Genomic DNA, 13,652 nt, shown 5'->3' with positions numbered 1-13,652 from the left:
TGGTCCGGCACCGGACACACAGGGACCGGACAGAGCCACCATGGACGCAGCACTCCTCAGCACCGCCGTGTCGTTCGGCGTCATCTTCGTCGCCGAGCTGGGCGACAAGTCGCAGCTCATGGCGCTGACCTTCGCCACCCGCTTCAAGGTCTGGCCGGTGATCCTCGGCATCACCATCGCCACGGCGATCGTGCACCTCGCCTCGGTCGCCATCGGTTTCGGCCTCGGCGCCGCGCTGCCCACCGGCTGGATCAACCTGGCCGCCGCGATCGCGTTCGTGATTTTCGGCTTCTGGACGCTGCGCGGCGACTCGCTCACCGACGACGAGAAGTCCAAGGCGCAGAACGTGACCCGCTCCGCGGTGATCGCGGTCGGCACGGCGTTCTTCCTGGCCGAGCTTGGCGACAAGACCATGCTCGCCACCATCACCCTCGCCACCGACTACGGCTGGTTCGGCGTCTGGATCGGCTCCACGCTCGGCATGGTCGCGGCGGACGCGCTGGCCATCGTGGTCGGCCGGGCGCTCGGCAAGGCGCTGCCGGAGAAGACGATCCGGTACGGCGCGTCGGCGCTGTTCTTCCTCTTCGGCGTCTGGCTGGCGGTCGAGGCCGTCCTGGAGCTCACCCGCTGAGCTGACGCGCGGTAGTGGAACGGCCCGGTCCAGTGACGCTGGACCGGGCCGTTCCCCGTGCGCGTGCGGTCAGGCGGTGCTCATCCGCACGCTCAGCACCGTCGAGTCCGGCGCGAGGCGCTGCGACGCCAGGAGGCCGAGTTCGGGCTGCCCCAGGAACGAGAGGTCCTGCCGGGCGGAACCGATCCGGTCACCGATCGCGCCGAGCGCGAGGATCAGGGCCTGGAGCGAGTCGACGCCCGCCACGGCCAGCTCGACCGGCTCGTCCTCCAGGCCTTCGATGCGGATCGGGCAGTGGTGGTCGCCCTCGGGGGCCTCGTCGTCGAACGGCCGGGGACGTCCCACCAGCAGGCGCACGGGGCCGTTCGGCCCGAGCAGCGTCCGGGAGGCGATGACGTCGGTGGGGAAGCGCTCGTTCACGCGGGTGATCGCGCCAGTTCCGCAGAGCGCGGCGGACCGCGTGCCGGGGGCGACCCGTGCTCGTGGCGACGGGGAGTGCTCGTCGCTGGCAGCTTCGTGGACGTGCGCTCACGTTCGGGGCAAGCCGTCGTGGGGCCATCCGGGAGCGGCACCACCACCCGGTGGTGGGCTCTCGCGGCCGGGTGAACCCACTGCATCCCCCGTGCGGGTGAGATTTGGAAAACGCTTTCTTCGGGAACCCGCAACGCCTCCGGTCCGGCCTGTCACCGGAGTGGAGCAGGGTGAATATTCTCCGTGGCGGGGGATTGCCCTGGATGGAGTCCGCAGTAGCGCTGTCAGTGGTCGCGTTCGTCGGTTCGGGTTAAACCTTTCGGGTTAATGAGGGGGCTTGTGCGACCGCTTTCGTGCGGAGAGGCCGTGCAACGCCGGAACCGGGGGCCGCGATGCGAGACAGCGAACGGACACCGCATCCGTGCAGACCAAGAGGAGGTCCGCGTGGTCGATCGGCTCGTGCTCGCCACCGCCGAGCTGGGTTTCCTGCTGCGGGTCAGACCGCCCGCGCTCGCCGGGGTGCGGGAGGAGCTGGCGCTGCCCGCGCCGCGCGCCCCGCTCGACGGCCTCGACTCGCTCGTGCACCGGGGGCTGGCGACCCGGACCGGCCGGGCGTTCCGGCCATCGCCCCGGCTCGCCGCCGTGATCGAGGCCGCCGCCACGGCCGACCGGATCACCAGGATGCTCGGCTGGCGGGGCGACCTGCCCGTGCTGACGCACCTGCTCAGCGGGCCGCGCGGGCAGCTCCGGCTGTGCCCGGACGGCTCGGGCGGGTGGGACGTGCGCTTGCTCGAACCGGGGGTGACCGCGAGCGCCCAGGCCGGGCGCTTCCTCGACGCGCACCTGAGCGGCGACCGGGAGTCCTCGGTGCTGCTGAAGATCGGCTCGCCGCAGGGGAACGTGAGCATGGCGGTCGCGGTGGACGGGCAGGGGCGGTGGTCCATGTCGGACTCGCTGTCGGTGCCCACGGCGCCCTCGTCGCGGGCGCTGGCGGTCGCGCGGATCGCGGAGCTGCTCGCGGGGTGACGGCGGGGGTGGCGAGCCGGGGGCGGTGCGCCCGGCGGACCGCCGGTTAGCCTGACCCCGTGCTGGGACCCGAGCTGATCGCCGCGCTCGAACGCGCCGTCGCGCGGTACGGGCGCGGGACCCCGGTCCCGCCCGAGCGGCTGCCCGAGGTCGAGGCGCGGCTCGGGATCGCGCTCGACCCGGACTACGCGCGCTTCGCCGAGCGGTTCGGGGCCTGCTTCGTCGGGGTTCCCGTGCACGCGTTCGGCGGGTCGGCGCTGCTGGAGGACGTCGACGTCGTCGCGCTCACCCTGCGGTTCCGCGACGACGGGTGGCCGGGCGTGGGGAACGCGCTCGTCTTCGGCGTCGACCCCGCCGGGAACCCGCTCTTCCTCGACCCCGCAGGGAAGGTCCGCACCACCGACCACGACCTGGGCGACGGCGGGACGCGGGTGCTCGCGGACGGGTTCGCGGCGTTCCTGGCCGAGCACGTCCACGACTGATCCCGAGCACGCCCGCACACGACGAGGCCCCGCGCCGCCGGAGCGGGTGCGGGGCCCTCGTCGACCAGCGGCCGGGGGATCAGCCCGTGGTGTAGGTCAGGCAGTTCGCCGCGTGGTCGCCCTTGCCGGGACCGATGCGCACGCTCGACGCCGAGCACTCCAGGTTCTTGTTGTGCGAGCAGTCCGACCGGGAGCACGCCCCGACCTGCGCGACCACCTTCGGCAGCCCGCCCTTGGTGTCCAGCGGCACGAAGGTGCCGCAGTCGGCGGTCCCGTTGACCCCGCTCACGGTGATCGCGAACGCGTGGCAGCCGTCGTGGTTGTACGAGCAGCCGGTCACGGTGCACTCGTGGACGGCGGGCATATCCATTGTCGTCATGACCGTTTCCTCAGTGTCTAGTCGGCTCGGTGGAAACAACCTCCCACTCCGACACGACCACGGCAAGTCGAAAATGTTTAGGACAGGCTAACCTGAACGCCCAAAGAACAGCATAACCGCTGCTCAAGCCACCAAGAAGCAAATTTCATGAAATTAATTCAAACCACTCAGAGGAATCCGGCAATCCCATTAGGAAAGCCTTACCTGAACCTCAGTCGAAGTGCCGCAACCACCGTTCCAGCAACCCCTCCAGCACCCGCGCCTCCTCCGGGTCCAGCAGGTCCAGCAACCGCCGCTCGTTCGCCATGTGCTCGCTGAACGCCCGGTCGAACACCCGCTTCCCCGCCTCGGTCAGCGCCACCACCCGCCTGCGCCCGTCCCCGTCGGTCATCCGCCGCGTCACGAGCCCGTCGCGCTCCAGCCGGTCCAACCGCTTGGTGATCGCCCCGGTGGTCACCATCGTGTGCTGCGCCAGCTCGCCCGGCGCCCGCTCGTACGGCGCCCCGGCCCGCCGCAGCGCGGCCAGCACGTCGAACTCGCCCTCGCCGAGCCCGTGCCGCCGGTAGACGACCGAGATCTCCTCCATCAGCGCCGCCGCCAACCGGTGCAGCCTGCCGATGACGCCCTGGGGCGACACGTCCACGTCCGGCCGCTCGCGCGCCCACTCCGCCTGGATGCGCGCGACCCGGTCCAAGCCCTGCTCGGGGGTGTGGTCCACGGCTCGTCACGCTAGCGCTTCCGTGGAAGCTATATTGCTTCCGTGGAAGTTACTTCCAGGGAAGCTACCTGGCGCTGGCCCCTGATCACCGCCGTCGCCCCACTGGCCTGGGGCTCGGTCTACTACGTCACCCACCACTTCCTGCCCGCCGACGCCCCGCTGTGGGGCGCGACCCTGCGCGCGCTCCCGGCCGGACTGCTGCTGCTCGCGATCTCCCGCCGCCTGCCGCGCGGGCACTGGTGGTGGCGCTCGGCGGTGCTGGGCACGCTCACCATGGGCGTCTTCTTCGCCCTCGTCTACGCCTCCGCGCAGCTCCTGCCCACCAGCACCGCCTCGGCGATCATGGCCACCTCGCCGCTCGCGATGATGGCGCTGGCCTGGCCCCTGCTGGCCGAGCGACCCCGCCCCACCGCGCTGCTCGGCGGCATCGCGGGCGTGGTCGGCGTGGTCCTGGTGGTCGCCGCCGGGACCGGCGCGATCAACCCGCTCGGCGTGCTCGTCGCCGCCTCCGCCGTGCTCACCTCGGCGCTCGGCCACCTGCTCACCAAGCGCTGGAGCGCCAAGGGCTCGGTCGGCGTCCTGCCCGTCGCGGCCTGGCAGCTCGTCGCGGGCGGCGCCGTGCTGCTGGTCGCCGCGCTCGCCGTCGAAGGCCCGCCACCGGCGCTGGACGGCCCGGCGGTGCTCGCCATGGGCTACGTCTCGCTCTTCGGCACGGCCGTCGCCTACGCCGCCTGGTACACCGGCCTCAAGCACCTGGACGCGGGCTCGGTCGGCCTGATCGGCCTGCTCAACCCGGTCACCGGCGTCCTGCTGGGCACCGCGCTCGCGGGCGAGGCGCTCACCGGCCGCCAGGGGATCGGCCTGCTGTTCGTGCTCGCGGGCGTGCTCCTCGGCCAGCCCGCGCTGATCACCAAGCTGACGGGAAGCGGCCGGGTGGGGCGCCTCGACCGCCCCACCCCGACCGCAGGCCTCACCCGGCGGCGACCGCCCGCCACAGCTCCCGCCGCTCCCGCTGCCGAACGGGGTCCGCGACCGGGACCGCCGCCAGCAGCCGCGCCGTGTACGGGTGCGCCGGACGCGCCAGCACCCGCCCCACCGGCCCCAGCTCCAGCAGCCGCCCGCCGCGCATGACCGCCACCCGGTCGGCCAGCCGCTCCACCACCGCCAGGTCGTGGCTGATGAACAGGCACGCGAACCCCAGCTCGGCCCGCAGCTCCCCGAACAGCCGCAGCACCCTGGCCTGCACCGACACGTCCAGCGCGCTCGTCGGCTCGTCCGCGATCAGCAGGTCCGGCGACAGGGCCAGCGCCCGCGCGATCCCGACCCGCTGGCGCTGCCCGCCGGACAGCTCGTGCGGGTAGCGCTCCCGCAGCGACGGCGACAGCTCGGCCAGCTCCAGCAGCTCGTCCACCCGCCGCCCCAGCTCGGCCCCGCGCAGCCCCCGGTGCAGCACCAGCGGCTCGGCCACCGCCCGCCAGACCGGGGCGCGCGGGTTCAGCGAGGACGTCGGGTCCTGGAACACCACCCCGACCCGCCCCCGCGCGGCCTTGCGCCGGGACCCGCGCAGCCGCGCCACGTCCTGCCCGCCGACCAGCACCGACCCGGACGTGGGCGCGCGCAGCCCGGCGACCACCGACGCCAGCGTCGTCTTGCCCGACCCCGACTCGCCGACCAGCCCCAGCACCTCGCCGCGCCCCACGTGCAGGCTCACGCCGTCCACCGCGCGCGTGCCCGCGCCCCGCCACCCGCCGCCGTACACCACGGTCAGGTCGTCGACCACCAGCGCCGCGTCCACGTCCGGCGCGAGCACCTCGACGGCGCCCGCCACCTCGGCGGACTCCGACCCCGGCCCCGACTCCGACACCACCTCGGCCACCGCGCCCGCCGACGGCGTCGTGGACAGCGACAGCACCGCGTCCAGCAGGCTCCGGGTGTACTCGTGCTCGGGCGCGCCGAACACCGCCTCCACCCCGCCCTGCTCCACGACCCGGCCGTCCTTCATCACCGCGACCCGGTCGGCCAGCGACGCCACCACCCCCATGTCGTGGGTGATCAGCAGGATCGCCGTGCCCAACCGGTCCCGCAGGTCCCGCAGCAGCTCGACGACCTCGGCCTGCACGGTCACGTCCAGCGCCGTGGTCGGCTCGTCCGCGATCAGCAGCGCGGGCTCGTTCGCCACCGCCATCGCGATCACCACCCGCTGCAGCTGGCCGCCGGACAGCTCGTGCGGGTACCGGCGCAGCTTCGCCTCCGCGTCGGGCAGCCCCACCAGCTCCAGCAGCTCCAGCGCCCGCGCGCGGGCCTGCCGCCCGCTCACCTCCCGGTGCGCCAGCACCGCCTCGGCCAGCTGGTGCCCGATGGTGAACACCGGGTTCAGCGCGGTCATCGGCTCCTGGAACACCACGCCGATCCGCCCGCCGCGCACCGCGCGCAGCGCGTCGGCGCCCATGCCGAACAGGTCCTCGCCGTCCAGCAGCGCCCGGCCGGACAGCACCGCCGTCGACGGCAGCAGTCGCAGCAGCGACATGGCCGTGACGGTCTTGCCCGACCCGGACTCACCCACGACGGCGAGCACCTCACCGGCCGCCAGGGACAGGGTCACGTCCCTGGCGGCCACGGTGGTGGCGCCGCCGCCGGTGAACTCCACGCCGACGGCGTCGAGCTCCAGCAGCGGCCCCGTCACTTCAGGAGCCCGACTCGGGCGTAGTTCGGGTACGCGGGGAAGTCGGCGATGCGGAAGTCGGCGACCTTGGACCCGTGCAGGAACGAGTTGCGGGTGTAGATCAGCGGCACGACGGGCGAGTCGGCCAGGATCTTCTTGTCCAGCTCGACCCACTTCTTGCCCGCCTCGACCGGGTCGACGGTGGCCTGCGCCGCCGCGATCAGCTGGTCGACCTCGGGGTTGCTGTAGCGGGACAGGTTGTACCCGCCCTGGCCGATCTCCTTGGAGTCGAACAGCGGCTGGATGTTCGCGTTGGCGCTGGGGAAGTCCGGCTGCCACGAGGACAGGGTCAGCGCGTAGTTCGGGTTGTCCGCGCGCGACTCGGCGGTGTAGGCGTCGCTCTCCAGCACCCGGATCTCGGACTGGATGCCCGCCTTGACCAGCGCGGCCTGGATCGCCTCGGCCTTCTCCGGGTAGTTGTTGGTCTGCGACACCAGGAACTCCAGGCCCGAGATCCCGTTCGGGAAGCCCGCTTCGGCCAGCAGCGCCTTGGCCTTCTCCGGGTCGCCGGACGGCTTGGTCTGGTACAGGTCGAACTGCTCGCGGCCCGCGATGCCCTGGGTGATCAGCGTGGTGGCGACGTCACCGGCCAGCTCGGCGTTGCCCGCCGACGCGATCTGGTACGAGGTCTTGTCGACCGCGTACTGCACGGCCTGCCGCACCTTGGGGTTGTCGAACGGCGCCTTCTGGGTGTTGAGCGCCAGGTAGGCGAGCGCGCCGGTCTTCGAGGTCACCAGGCGCTGCTTGGCCGACGGGTTGCCCGCCAGCTGCGCGAGCTGCGCGGGGGACACGAACGAGGAGCCGAACGCGAACTTGTCGTCGCCCGAGTCGGCGGTGAGCCGCTGCGAGATCACCGAGGTGTCCTGGCCGAGCTGGAACAGGATCTCGTCCGGGAGGCCGCCGCGCAGCTCGTCCGTGGCCGAGTCCCAGTTCTCGTTGCGCACCAGGCGCGCCTCGACGCCCTTCCGGTACTTCTCCACCTTGTACGGGCCGGACGCGACCGCGTGGTCGCTGTAGTCGGCCTCGGCGCCCTTGCCGCTGGGCACCGGCGCGAACGCCGGGGTGCTCGCCACCCACGGCCAGTCGCCGTACGGCCGCGACAGGGTGAACACGATCGTGCGGTCGTCCGGGACCTTGATCGAGTCCAGGCGCTGACCCTCGAACGGGCCCCGGTAGTCGGCGCCGCCCTCGATCAGCTGCTTGTGGTAGCCGAGGCCGCCGGAGAACGCGGGCGCGTACGAGCGCTCGACGCCCCACTTGACGTCGTCGGCCTTGATGGGCGTGCCGTCCGCGTACTTCAGGCCCTCCTTGAGGGTGAAGGTCCACGTCTTGCCGCCGTCGTCGGTCTTGCCGGTGTCGCCGAGGTCCGGGACGACCTTCGCGTCCTGGCCGGGCTCGTTCAGCCAGCCGGTGAGCCTGCGGTGCACCAGCGCGAGCGAGGTGATCGGCAGCGAGGAGCTCTTGGCCGGGTCGAAGTTCAGCGACTGGCTCTCGCCGAGGATGCGCAGCACGCCCCCGCGCTCGGCCTTGGCCTGGTCGGCCGCGCCCTGCTGGGGCTGGTCGTTGGCGCCGCACGCGGTCAGCGCGAGCGCGCCGACGAGTGCGGTGGCCGTGGCGACCACCCGTGAGGTCCGACTTCTGGTCATGGCGGTTCTCTCTCCTAGCGGGGAAGTGGGGAGTGGAGGTCTTCGGTCCGGCGCGGGCCGGGGGTTCGTGGGGCGCCCGCCCCGGCGGTCCGGGGCAGGCTCCTGGGCGGGCGCCCGGTCAGGTGAGGCGGGCTCGCGGGTCGAGCGCGCCGTAGCCGAGGTCGATGAGCGCGTTCGCGATCACGATCAGCACGGCGGCGAAGAGCGTGCAGCCCAGCAGCAGCGGCAGGTCGCGCTGGTTGACCGCGTCCACCAGCAGCGCGCCCGCGCCGGGCAGCCCGAACACCCGCTCGGTGATCACCGCGCCGCCGAGCAGCGCGCCCAGGTCGACGCCGAACAGGGTCACCACCGGCAGCAGGGCGTTGCGCAGCGCGTGCTTGCCGACGACCTTCCGCTCGGTCAGGCCCTTGGCGCGGGCGGTGCGCACGTAGTCCTCGCCGAGCGCGTCGAGCATCTGGGTGCGGGTCAGCCGGGTGTAGTAGGCGGCGTGCGCGAACGCCAGCACCGCCCACGGCAGCACCATCCGCCACAACCAGTCGACCGGGTCCTCGGTGAACGCCACGTACCCGCCCACCGGCACCATGTCCAGCGTGAAGCCGAACAGCAGCAGCCCGAGCAGGCCGGTCAGGTAGACCGGCGCGGACACCCCGGCCACCGACGCGCCGAGCGCGATCCGGTCCACCGCCGTGCCCCGCTTGAGCGCGGCCAGCACGCCGGTGCCCACGCCCGCCACGAACCACAGCGCCGCCGCGCCGATCGCCAGCGAGAACGTCACCGGGAGGCGCTCGCCGATCAGCTGAAGCACGTCGGTGTTCTGCTGGAACGAGTAGCCGAAGCACGGCGCGGAGCACTCGATCGAGGTGGCGCCCACCCCGAACGTGCGACCGGCCAGGATGCCGCCGAGGAAGTCCCCGAACTGCGACCACCACGGGTCGCCGAAGCCCATGAACTCGCGCGCCAGCGCCAGGTTCTGCTCGGTGCACGGCCTGCCGCACGCGGCCTCGGCCGGGTCTGCGGGCACCAGGTAGAACACCGCGAACGTGAACAGGGCGACCGCGAGCAGCACCAGCAGGGCGCTCAGCACCCGCTTGCCGACGAACAACGCCGTGCGCATCAGGCCCGCACCGCCGTCCGGGGGTCGAGCTCGTCGCGCAGGCCGTCGCCCAGCACGGTGAACGCCCAGGTGGACAGCAGCAGCGCCGCGCCGGGGAAGACCAGGAACATCGGGTCGGCGCCGACCCAGTTGACCGCGCTGCTGATCACCCGGCCCCAGCTGGGCGTGGGCGGCGGGATGCCGACGCCCAGGAACGACAGCGCGGCCTCCAGGCCGATCTTGCCGGGGATGGACAGCGTCGAGACCACGATGATCGGACCCCACAGGTTGGGCAGCAGCTCGGTGCGGAACACGTGCCACGGGCCCGCGCCCAGCGAGCGGGCGGCCGAGACGAAGCCGCGCGAGCGCAGCGCCAGGGTCTGGGCGCGCACGATGCGGGCGATCGAGGGCCAGCCGAAGAAGCCGATGACGACGATGAGCAGCAGCGGGCGCGGCACGTCCGGCGGGGCCACGGCGGCCAGCGCGATCATGAAGATCAGGTACGGGAAGCCCAGCAGCACGTCGGCGGTCTGCGTGACGAGCTGGTCGACCCAGCCGCCCCGGTAGCCCGCCAGCGCGCCGAGCACGACCCCGACCAGCGCGGACACCGCCGTGGCCGCCAGGCCGATCAGGAACGAGGTGCGCGCGCCGTGCGCGACGATCGCGAACAGGTCGCGGCCGGTCAGCGGCTCGACGCCGAACCAGTGCGTCGCGCTCACCCCGCCCAGCGCCCCGGCGGGCGCGCCGGTCGCCGGGTCCAGGGCCTCGGTGCGGTAGGTGTACGGGTCCTGGCCGGTGAGCGCGCCGAGCAGGTCGGCGGACAGGGCGAGCAGCCCGAGGAGCGCGATGGTGATCGCTCCGGCGCGAGCCCAGCGGTCGTGGCGCAGCACCGACAGGACGGCGCGCGGCAGCGAGCGGACCGCGGTGGGGCGTAGGGGTTCTGACAACGGGCACCTGACCTTGAGGGGGGCGAGCGGCGCTCACCTTAGGGTGATTTCCGGTGGCCTGGATTTGTGTCCAACGGGTGAGAGGACTTGGGTTCCCGGCCTGGTGGGAGTAGGTTTCCCGCGCGCGCGAAGATCGTTTCCGGGTGGTGTCGACCGGCGTACTGTGGCGCTTTCCGGTCACTGCTTCCCGTTGGGAAGCTTCCTGCTCAGGGGGTTCCCGTGGCGGTCGTCTGCGAGAGCGGCGCGCACTCGGTGCACGACGTGTACAAGGCCCAGTGCCCGTGCCGGTCGATGCTGGACCTGCTGGCCAACAAGTGGTCCGCGCTCGCCATCGGCGCGCTGGAGGACGGGGTGCTCCGGTTCGGCGAGCTCCAGCGGCGGCTGGAGGGGGTGAGCCCGAAGGTGCTCACCCAGACCCTGCGGCGGCTGGAGGAGCACGGGCTCGTGCACCGCGAGGTCGTCCCGGCCGTGCCGCTGCACGTGGAGTACTCGCTCACCGAGCTGGGGCTGGACGCCGCCGTGCCGCTGCGGGGTGTGCGGCAGTGGGTGGAGAGCAACCTCGACCGGTTGCCGCTGGAGTCCTGAGCTGCTTGCTTCCTTTTGGGTAGCAGTCGCCCTTGCGGGTAAGTACTACCTCCCGGATACGTTCGGAACCGGCCGGGGTCGATCTTCCCCGGCCGGGGTCGAGATCACCGGGAGCGAAGATGTCCGAGACCATGCGCGCCGTCGTCCAGCGGTCCTTCGGCGGGCCCGACGTGCTCAGCGTCGAGCGGGTCGCCAAGCCGGAGCCGCTGCCCACCGAGGTGCTCGTGCGGGTGCGCGCGGCCGGGGTCAACCCGGTCGACTGGAAGAGCCGCGAGGGCCACGGCATGGCGGGCCACCTCGGCGACGCGCCGCACGTGCTGGGCTGGGACGTGTCCGGCGTCGTCGAGGCCGTCGGGTTCGGCGTGACCACCCTGGCGCCCGGCGACGAGGTGTACGGGATGCCGTGGTTCCCGCGCGCCGCCCGCGCGTACGCCGAGTACGTCACCGCGCCGTCGCGCCAGTTCGCCCGCAAGCCCGCGACCCTCACCCACGAGGAGGCGGCGGCCGTGCCGCTGGCCGCGCTCACCGCGTGGCAGGTCCTCGTCGACACCGCGCGGGTGGAGAAGGGCCAGCGCGTCCTCGTGCACGCGGCGGCCGGTGGGGTCGGGCACTTCGCGGTGCAGTTCGCCAAGCACCTCGGCGCGCACGTCATCGGCACCGCGAGCGCCGGGCGGCACGAGTGGCTGACCGGGCTCGGCGCGGACGAGCTGGTGGACTACCGGGAGGTGCGGTTCGAGGAGCAGGTGCGCGACGTCGACGTCGTCGTCGACCTGATCGGCGGGCACGACGACACCGACCTGCGCTCGCTGGCCGTGCTCAAGCCGGGCGGTCTGCTCGTCGGCGTGCCCGGCGGGGTGTCGGAGGCGGTCGCGGCCCGCGCCGCCGAGCTGGGGCTGCGCACCAGCTCGTACCTGGTCGAGCCGGACGCGCCCGCGCTGGCCAGGATCGGTGAGCTGATCGACGCGGGGGAGGTGCGGGTGGAGGTCGAGCGGGTGTTCCCGCTGGAGGAGGCCGCCGAGGCGCACGTCCACGGCGAGCGCGGGCGGATCAGGGGCAAGGTCGTGCTCAGCGTGGGCTGACGCGGGGCTGCCAGGGGGAACATGGGCTATCGCCCCCGCGCTGCCCGCCGCACCCCCTGCTATCCGCCCAACAGGTTGATCTTGGGGGGCGCGGTGCGCGCGGTGGTGTGGGTTCCCGGCGGGGTGGACGAGGTCCGCGAGCGGCTGCGGACCAGGGCCGGGCGGCCCCGCAGGCTCGTGCCGACCGCGAACGGCGTGTTCCTGCTCGGGCCCGCGCCCGTCGTCGTGGCCGAGCTGGAGGACGCCGCCGAGGCCGCGACGGCGACGCCCTCGGTGCCCGCTGTCGCGCTGTCCTGGGACGAGCGGCACGCCAGGGCGCACGTCAGGCGCGGAGACGGGCGGGTGGTCGGTGTGTTCGAGCAGCCGGAGACCCCGCTCGCCGTCGCCGAGGCGCTCGGGATCGACCGCGACACCGCGCTGCGCGCCGCCGCCGAGGCCGCCGAGCAGGTCGGCTACACCGACGACGACACGATCGGCGCCGAGGCGGTCGAGCGGTGGGCGGTGTTCCTGGAGCGCGCGGGCGTGGTCGGCGAGGGCCGTGCGCTGCGCTGGATCGCGGGCGCCGACCTGCCGGTGCCCGAGCACCGCAAGCGGCCGTGGGAGAGGCGGTTCGGCGAACTGGGCTTCACCGGCGACGAGCACGACTGGCAGCTCGGGGTGAAGGGGCAGGTCTTCAAGCTGACCATCGCGGTCGTGGTCATGGTCAGCGCCCTGGTGGTCGTGCTCACCGGCGACGGCCACCCGCTGCTGCTGGTCGCGATCCTGGTCGGCGTGGTGGGCCTGCTGCACAACGGCGCGGAGGCCGCCCTGTTCTTCTCCCGCCACCGCCACCGCCACCGCCACCGCCGCCCCGACCCGTTCCCGGTCAGCGAGCCGGATCACCCCGAGGTCGGGGCCCCGCGCGCCGGGGCGTAGCGGGGAAAGCGCTCCCGCCCCTGGTCACTTGGCTGCCGGGGGAGCGCGCCGGGGGTGGCGCAGGCCTGCCCGGCCCGGCTTCGCGCCACCCGAGCCCGACTACTTGCGCGGCGGGTCGTAGCGGTAGCCCATGCCGCGCGCGGCGCGGATCGGGGACTCGTCCGCCGACCAGTTCAGCTTGCGCCGCAACCGCATCACCGCGAACTTCACCCGCTCCGCGCCGATCCCGGTCGGGTCGTTCCACACCTTGTCCAGCAGCTGCCCCGGCGACAGCACCGCGCCCTTGTGCTGCACGAACACCGACAGCAGCCGGTACTCGGTGGCGTTGACGTCGACCTCCTCGCCGTTGACGTACACCCGCCGCGCCCGGTGGTCCATGCGCACCAGGCCGTCGTCGTACACCTCGGCCTTGCTCGCCGCCGTCGCGCCCTCGGCCCTGCGCAGGATCGCCTCGATCCTGGCCAGCAGCTCCTTCGCCGAGAACGGCTTGGTCAGGTAGTCGTCCGCGCCGCCGCGCAGGCCCCTGACCTTGTCCGCCTCCATGCCGTGCGCGGTCAGCAGCAGCACCGGCACGTCGCTCACGTCCCTGATGCGCTCCAGCACCATCCAGCCGTCCAGCACGGGAAGGCCGATGTCCAGCAGCACCAGCGACGGCTGCGACTCGTGCAGCTCCCGCAGTCCCTGCTTGCCGTCCGAGGCGACCCGCACCTCGTGCCCGGCCCGCTCCAGGTTCAGCCGCAGCGCCAGGGCGATGTCCGGCTCGTCCTCCACGACCAGCACGGTGCTCATGTCGCCTCCTCGGTGCGGGCGCTCTCACCCGGTCGGTCCACAGTGGAGGGGCGGACCCGTCCGGACTGCCACGATACGAGCGAGCCCGCCACGTCCGTCCGGCGATCGCGCCGACCACGCCCTTTTTCACCGTTTCGAGTGGACACTGCTCCGCAAGGGGCACGCCGCG

The 13,652-nt window shown here is 73.1% G+C and carries 14 protein-coding genes and 1 pseudogene; 7 read left to right on the top strand and 8 right to left on the bottom strand.

What is annotated here, in order from left to right:
• The first annotated feature begins 40 nt into the window (after positions 1-40).
• Positions 41-631 (top strand): TMEM165/GDT1 family protein, encoded by a 591-nt coding sequence (locus tag LV78_RS02620; RefSeq protein ID WP_253843028.1) that lies wholly within the window; start codon positions 41-43, stop codon positions 629-631.
• A gap of 69 nt (positions 632-700) precedes the next feature.
• On the opposite strand, the gene LV78_RS02615 is transcribed toward LV78_RS02620, so the two are convergent.
• Positions 701-1,051 carry a DUF6968 family protein gene (locus LV78_RS02615; RefSeq protein ID WP_253843027.1) on the bottom strand — a complete coding sequence of 117 codons (351 nt, stop codon included), beginning with the start codon at positions 1,049-1,051 and terminating at the stop codon, positions 701-703.
• Between the two features lie 495 nt (positions 1,052-1,546).
• Here LV78_RS02615 and LV78_RS02610 point away from each other — a divergent pair, with 495 nt between their 5' ends.
• A complete protein-coding gene (locus LV78_RS02610; RefSeq protein WP_253843025.1) occupies positions 1,547-2,128 on the top strand; it encodes a hypothetical protein in 582 nt (193 codons plus the stop codon).
• 59 nt (positions 2,129-2,187) lie between these two features.
• Positions 2,188-2,610, top strand: a complete 423-nt coding sequence (locus tag LV78_RS02605) for an SMI1/KNR4 family protein (RefSeq protein WP_253843024.1) — start codon at positions 2,188-2,190, stop codon at positions 2,608-2,610.
• A gap of 79 nt (positions 2,611-2,689) precedes the next feature.
• On the opposite strand, the gene LV78_RS02600 is transcribed toward LV78_RS02605, so the two are convergent.
• Together LV78_RS02600 and LV78_RS02595 are read right to left on the bottom strand one after the other, a co-directional pair.
• Entirely contained in the window at positions 2,690-2,989 is a 300-nt protein-coding gene (locus tag LV78_RS02600; RefSeq protein WP_253843022.1) for a DUF1540 domain-containing protein, read from the bottom strand.
• 211 nt (positions 2,990-3,200) lie between these two features.
• Positions 3,201-3,707, bottom strand: coding sequence for a MarR family winged helix-turn-helix transcriptional regulator (locus tag LV78_RS02595; RefSeq protein ID WP_253843021.1), 507 nt, complete (start codon positions 3,705-3,707; stop codon positions 3,201-3,203).
• Between the two features lie 42 nt (positions 3,708-3,749).
• On the opposite strand from LV78_RS02595, the pseudogene LV78_RS02590 reads away from it, so the two are divergent.
• Positions 3,750-4,586, top strand: a pseudogene (locus LV78_RS02590) (EamA family transporter); the annotation flags it as partial.
• 91 nt (positions 4,587-4,677) lie between these two features.
• On the opposite strand, the gene LV78_RS02585 reads toward LV78_RS02590, so the two are convergent.
• From LV78_RS02585 to LV78_RS02570, 4 genes are all read right to left on the bottom strand, one after another.
• Complete coding sequence (locus LV78_RS02585) at positions 4,678-6,390, bottom strand: dipeptide ABC transporter ATP-binding protein (protein ID WP_253843020.1); 1,713 nt, start codon at positions 6,388-6,390, stop codon at positions 4,678-4,680.
• Positions 6,387-8,075: an ABC transporter substrate-binding protein gene (locus LV78_RS02580; protein ID WP_253843018.1), complete on the bottom strand. Its 1,689-nt coding sequence runs from the start codon at positions 8,073-8,075 to the stop codon at positions 6,387-6,389. The genes LV78_RS02585 and LV78_RS02580 overlap by 4 nt, the downstream gene beginning before the upstream one ends.
• A gap of 118 nt (positions 8,076-8,193) precedes the next feature.
• The gene (locus LV78_RS02575; RefSeq protein WP_253843017.1) at positions 8,194-9,189 is read right to left on the bottom strand and encodes an ABC transporter permease; all 996 of its coding nucleotides are present in this window, start codon (positions 9,187-9,189) and stop codon (positions 8,194-8,196) included.
• A complete protein-coding gene (locus LV78_RS02570; RefSeq protein ID WP_253843016.1) occupies positions 9,189-10,115 on the bottom strand; it encodes an ABC transporter permease in 927 nt (308 codons plus the stop codon). The genes LV78_RS02575 and LV78_RS02570 overlap by 1 nt, the downstream gene beginning before the upstream one ends.
• A 219-nt stretch (positions 10,116-10,334) precedes the next feature.
• On the opposite strand from LV78_RS02570, the gene LV78_RS02565 reads away from it, so the two are divergent.
• The 3 genes from LV78_RS02565 (at position 10,335) to LV78_RS02555 (ending at position 12,694) form a co-directional block, all read left to right on the top strand.
• A complete protein-coding gene (locus LV78_RS02565) occupies positions 10,335-10,700 on the top strand; it encodes a winged helix-turn-helix transcriptional regulator (RefSeq protein WP_253843014.1) in 366 nt (121 codons plus the stop codon).
• Between the two features lie 119 nt (positions 10,701-10,819).
• On the top strand, positions 10,820-11,779 hold the full coding sequence (locus LV78_RS02560; protein ID WP_253843013.1) for an NADP-dependent oxidoreductase: 960 nt from the start codon (positions 10,820-10,822) through the stop codon (positions 11,777-11,779).
• A 102-nt stretch (positions 11,780-11,881) separates the two neighbouring features.
• Positions 11,882-12,694 carry a hypothetical protein gene (locus LV78_RS02555; RefSeq protein ID WP_253843012.1) on the top strand — a complete coding sequence of 271 codons (813 nt, stop codon included), beginning with the start codon at positions 11,882-11,884 and terminating at the stop codon, positions 12,692-12,694.
• Positions 12,695-12,793: 99 nt separating this feature from the next.
• Here the strand turns inward: LV78_RS02555 and LV78_RS02550 are convergent, their stop codons facing one another.
• Positions 12,794-13,483: a response regulator transcription factor gene (locus LV78_RS02550; protein WP_015801293.1), complete on the bottom strand. Its 690-nt coding sequence runs from the start codon at positions 13,481-13,483 to the stop codon at positions 12,794-12,796.
• Positions 13,484-13,652 lie beyond the last annotated feature (169 nt).

The sequence above is a fragment of the Actinosynnema pretiosum genome (genome assembly GCF_024171695.1).
In the GTDB taxonomy this organism is placed as follows: Bacteria; Actinomycetota; Actinomycetes; order Mycobacteriales; family Pseudonocardiaceae; genus Actinosynnema; species Actinosynnema pretiosum.
This window is presented reverse-complemented; position numbering and strand designations above follow the sequence as displayed.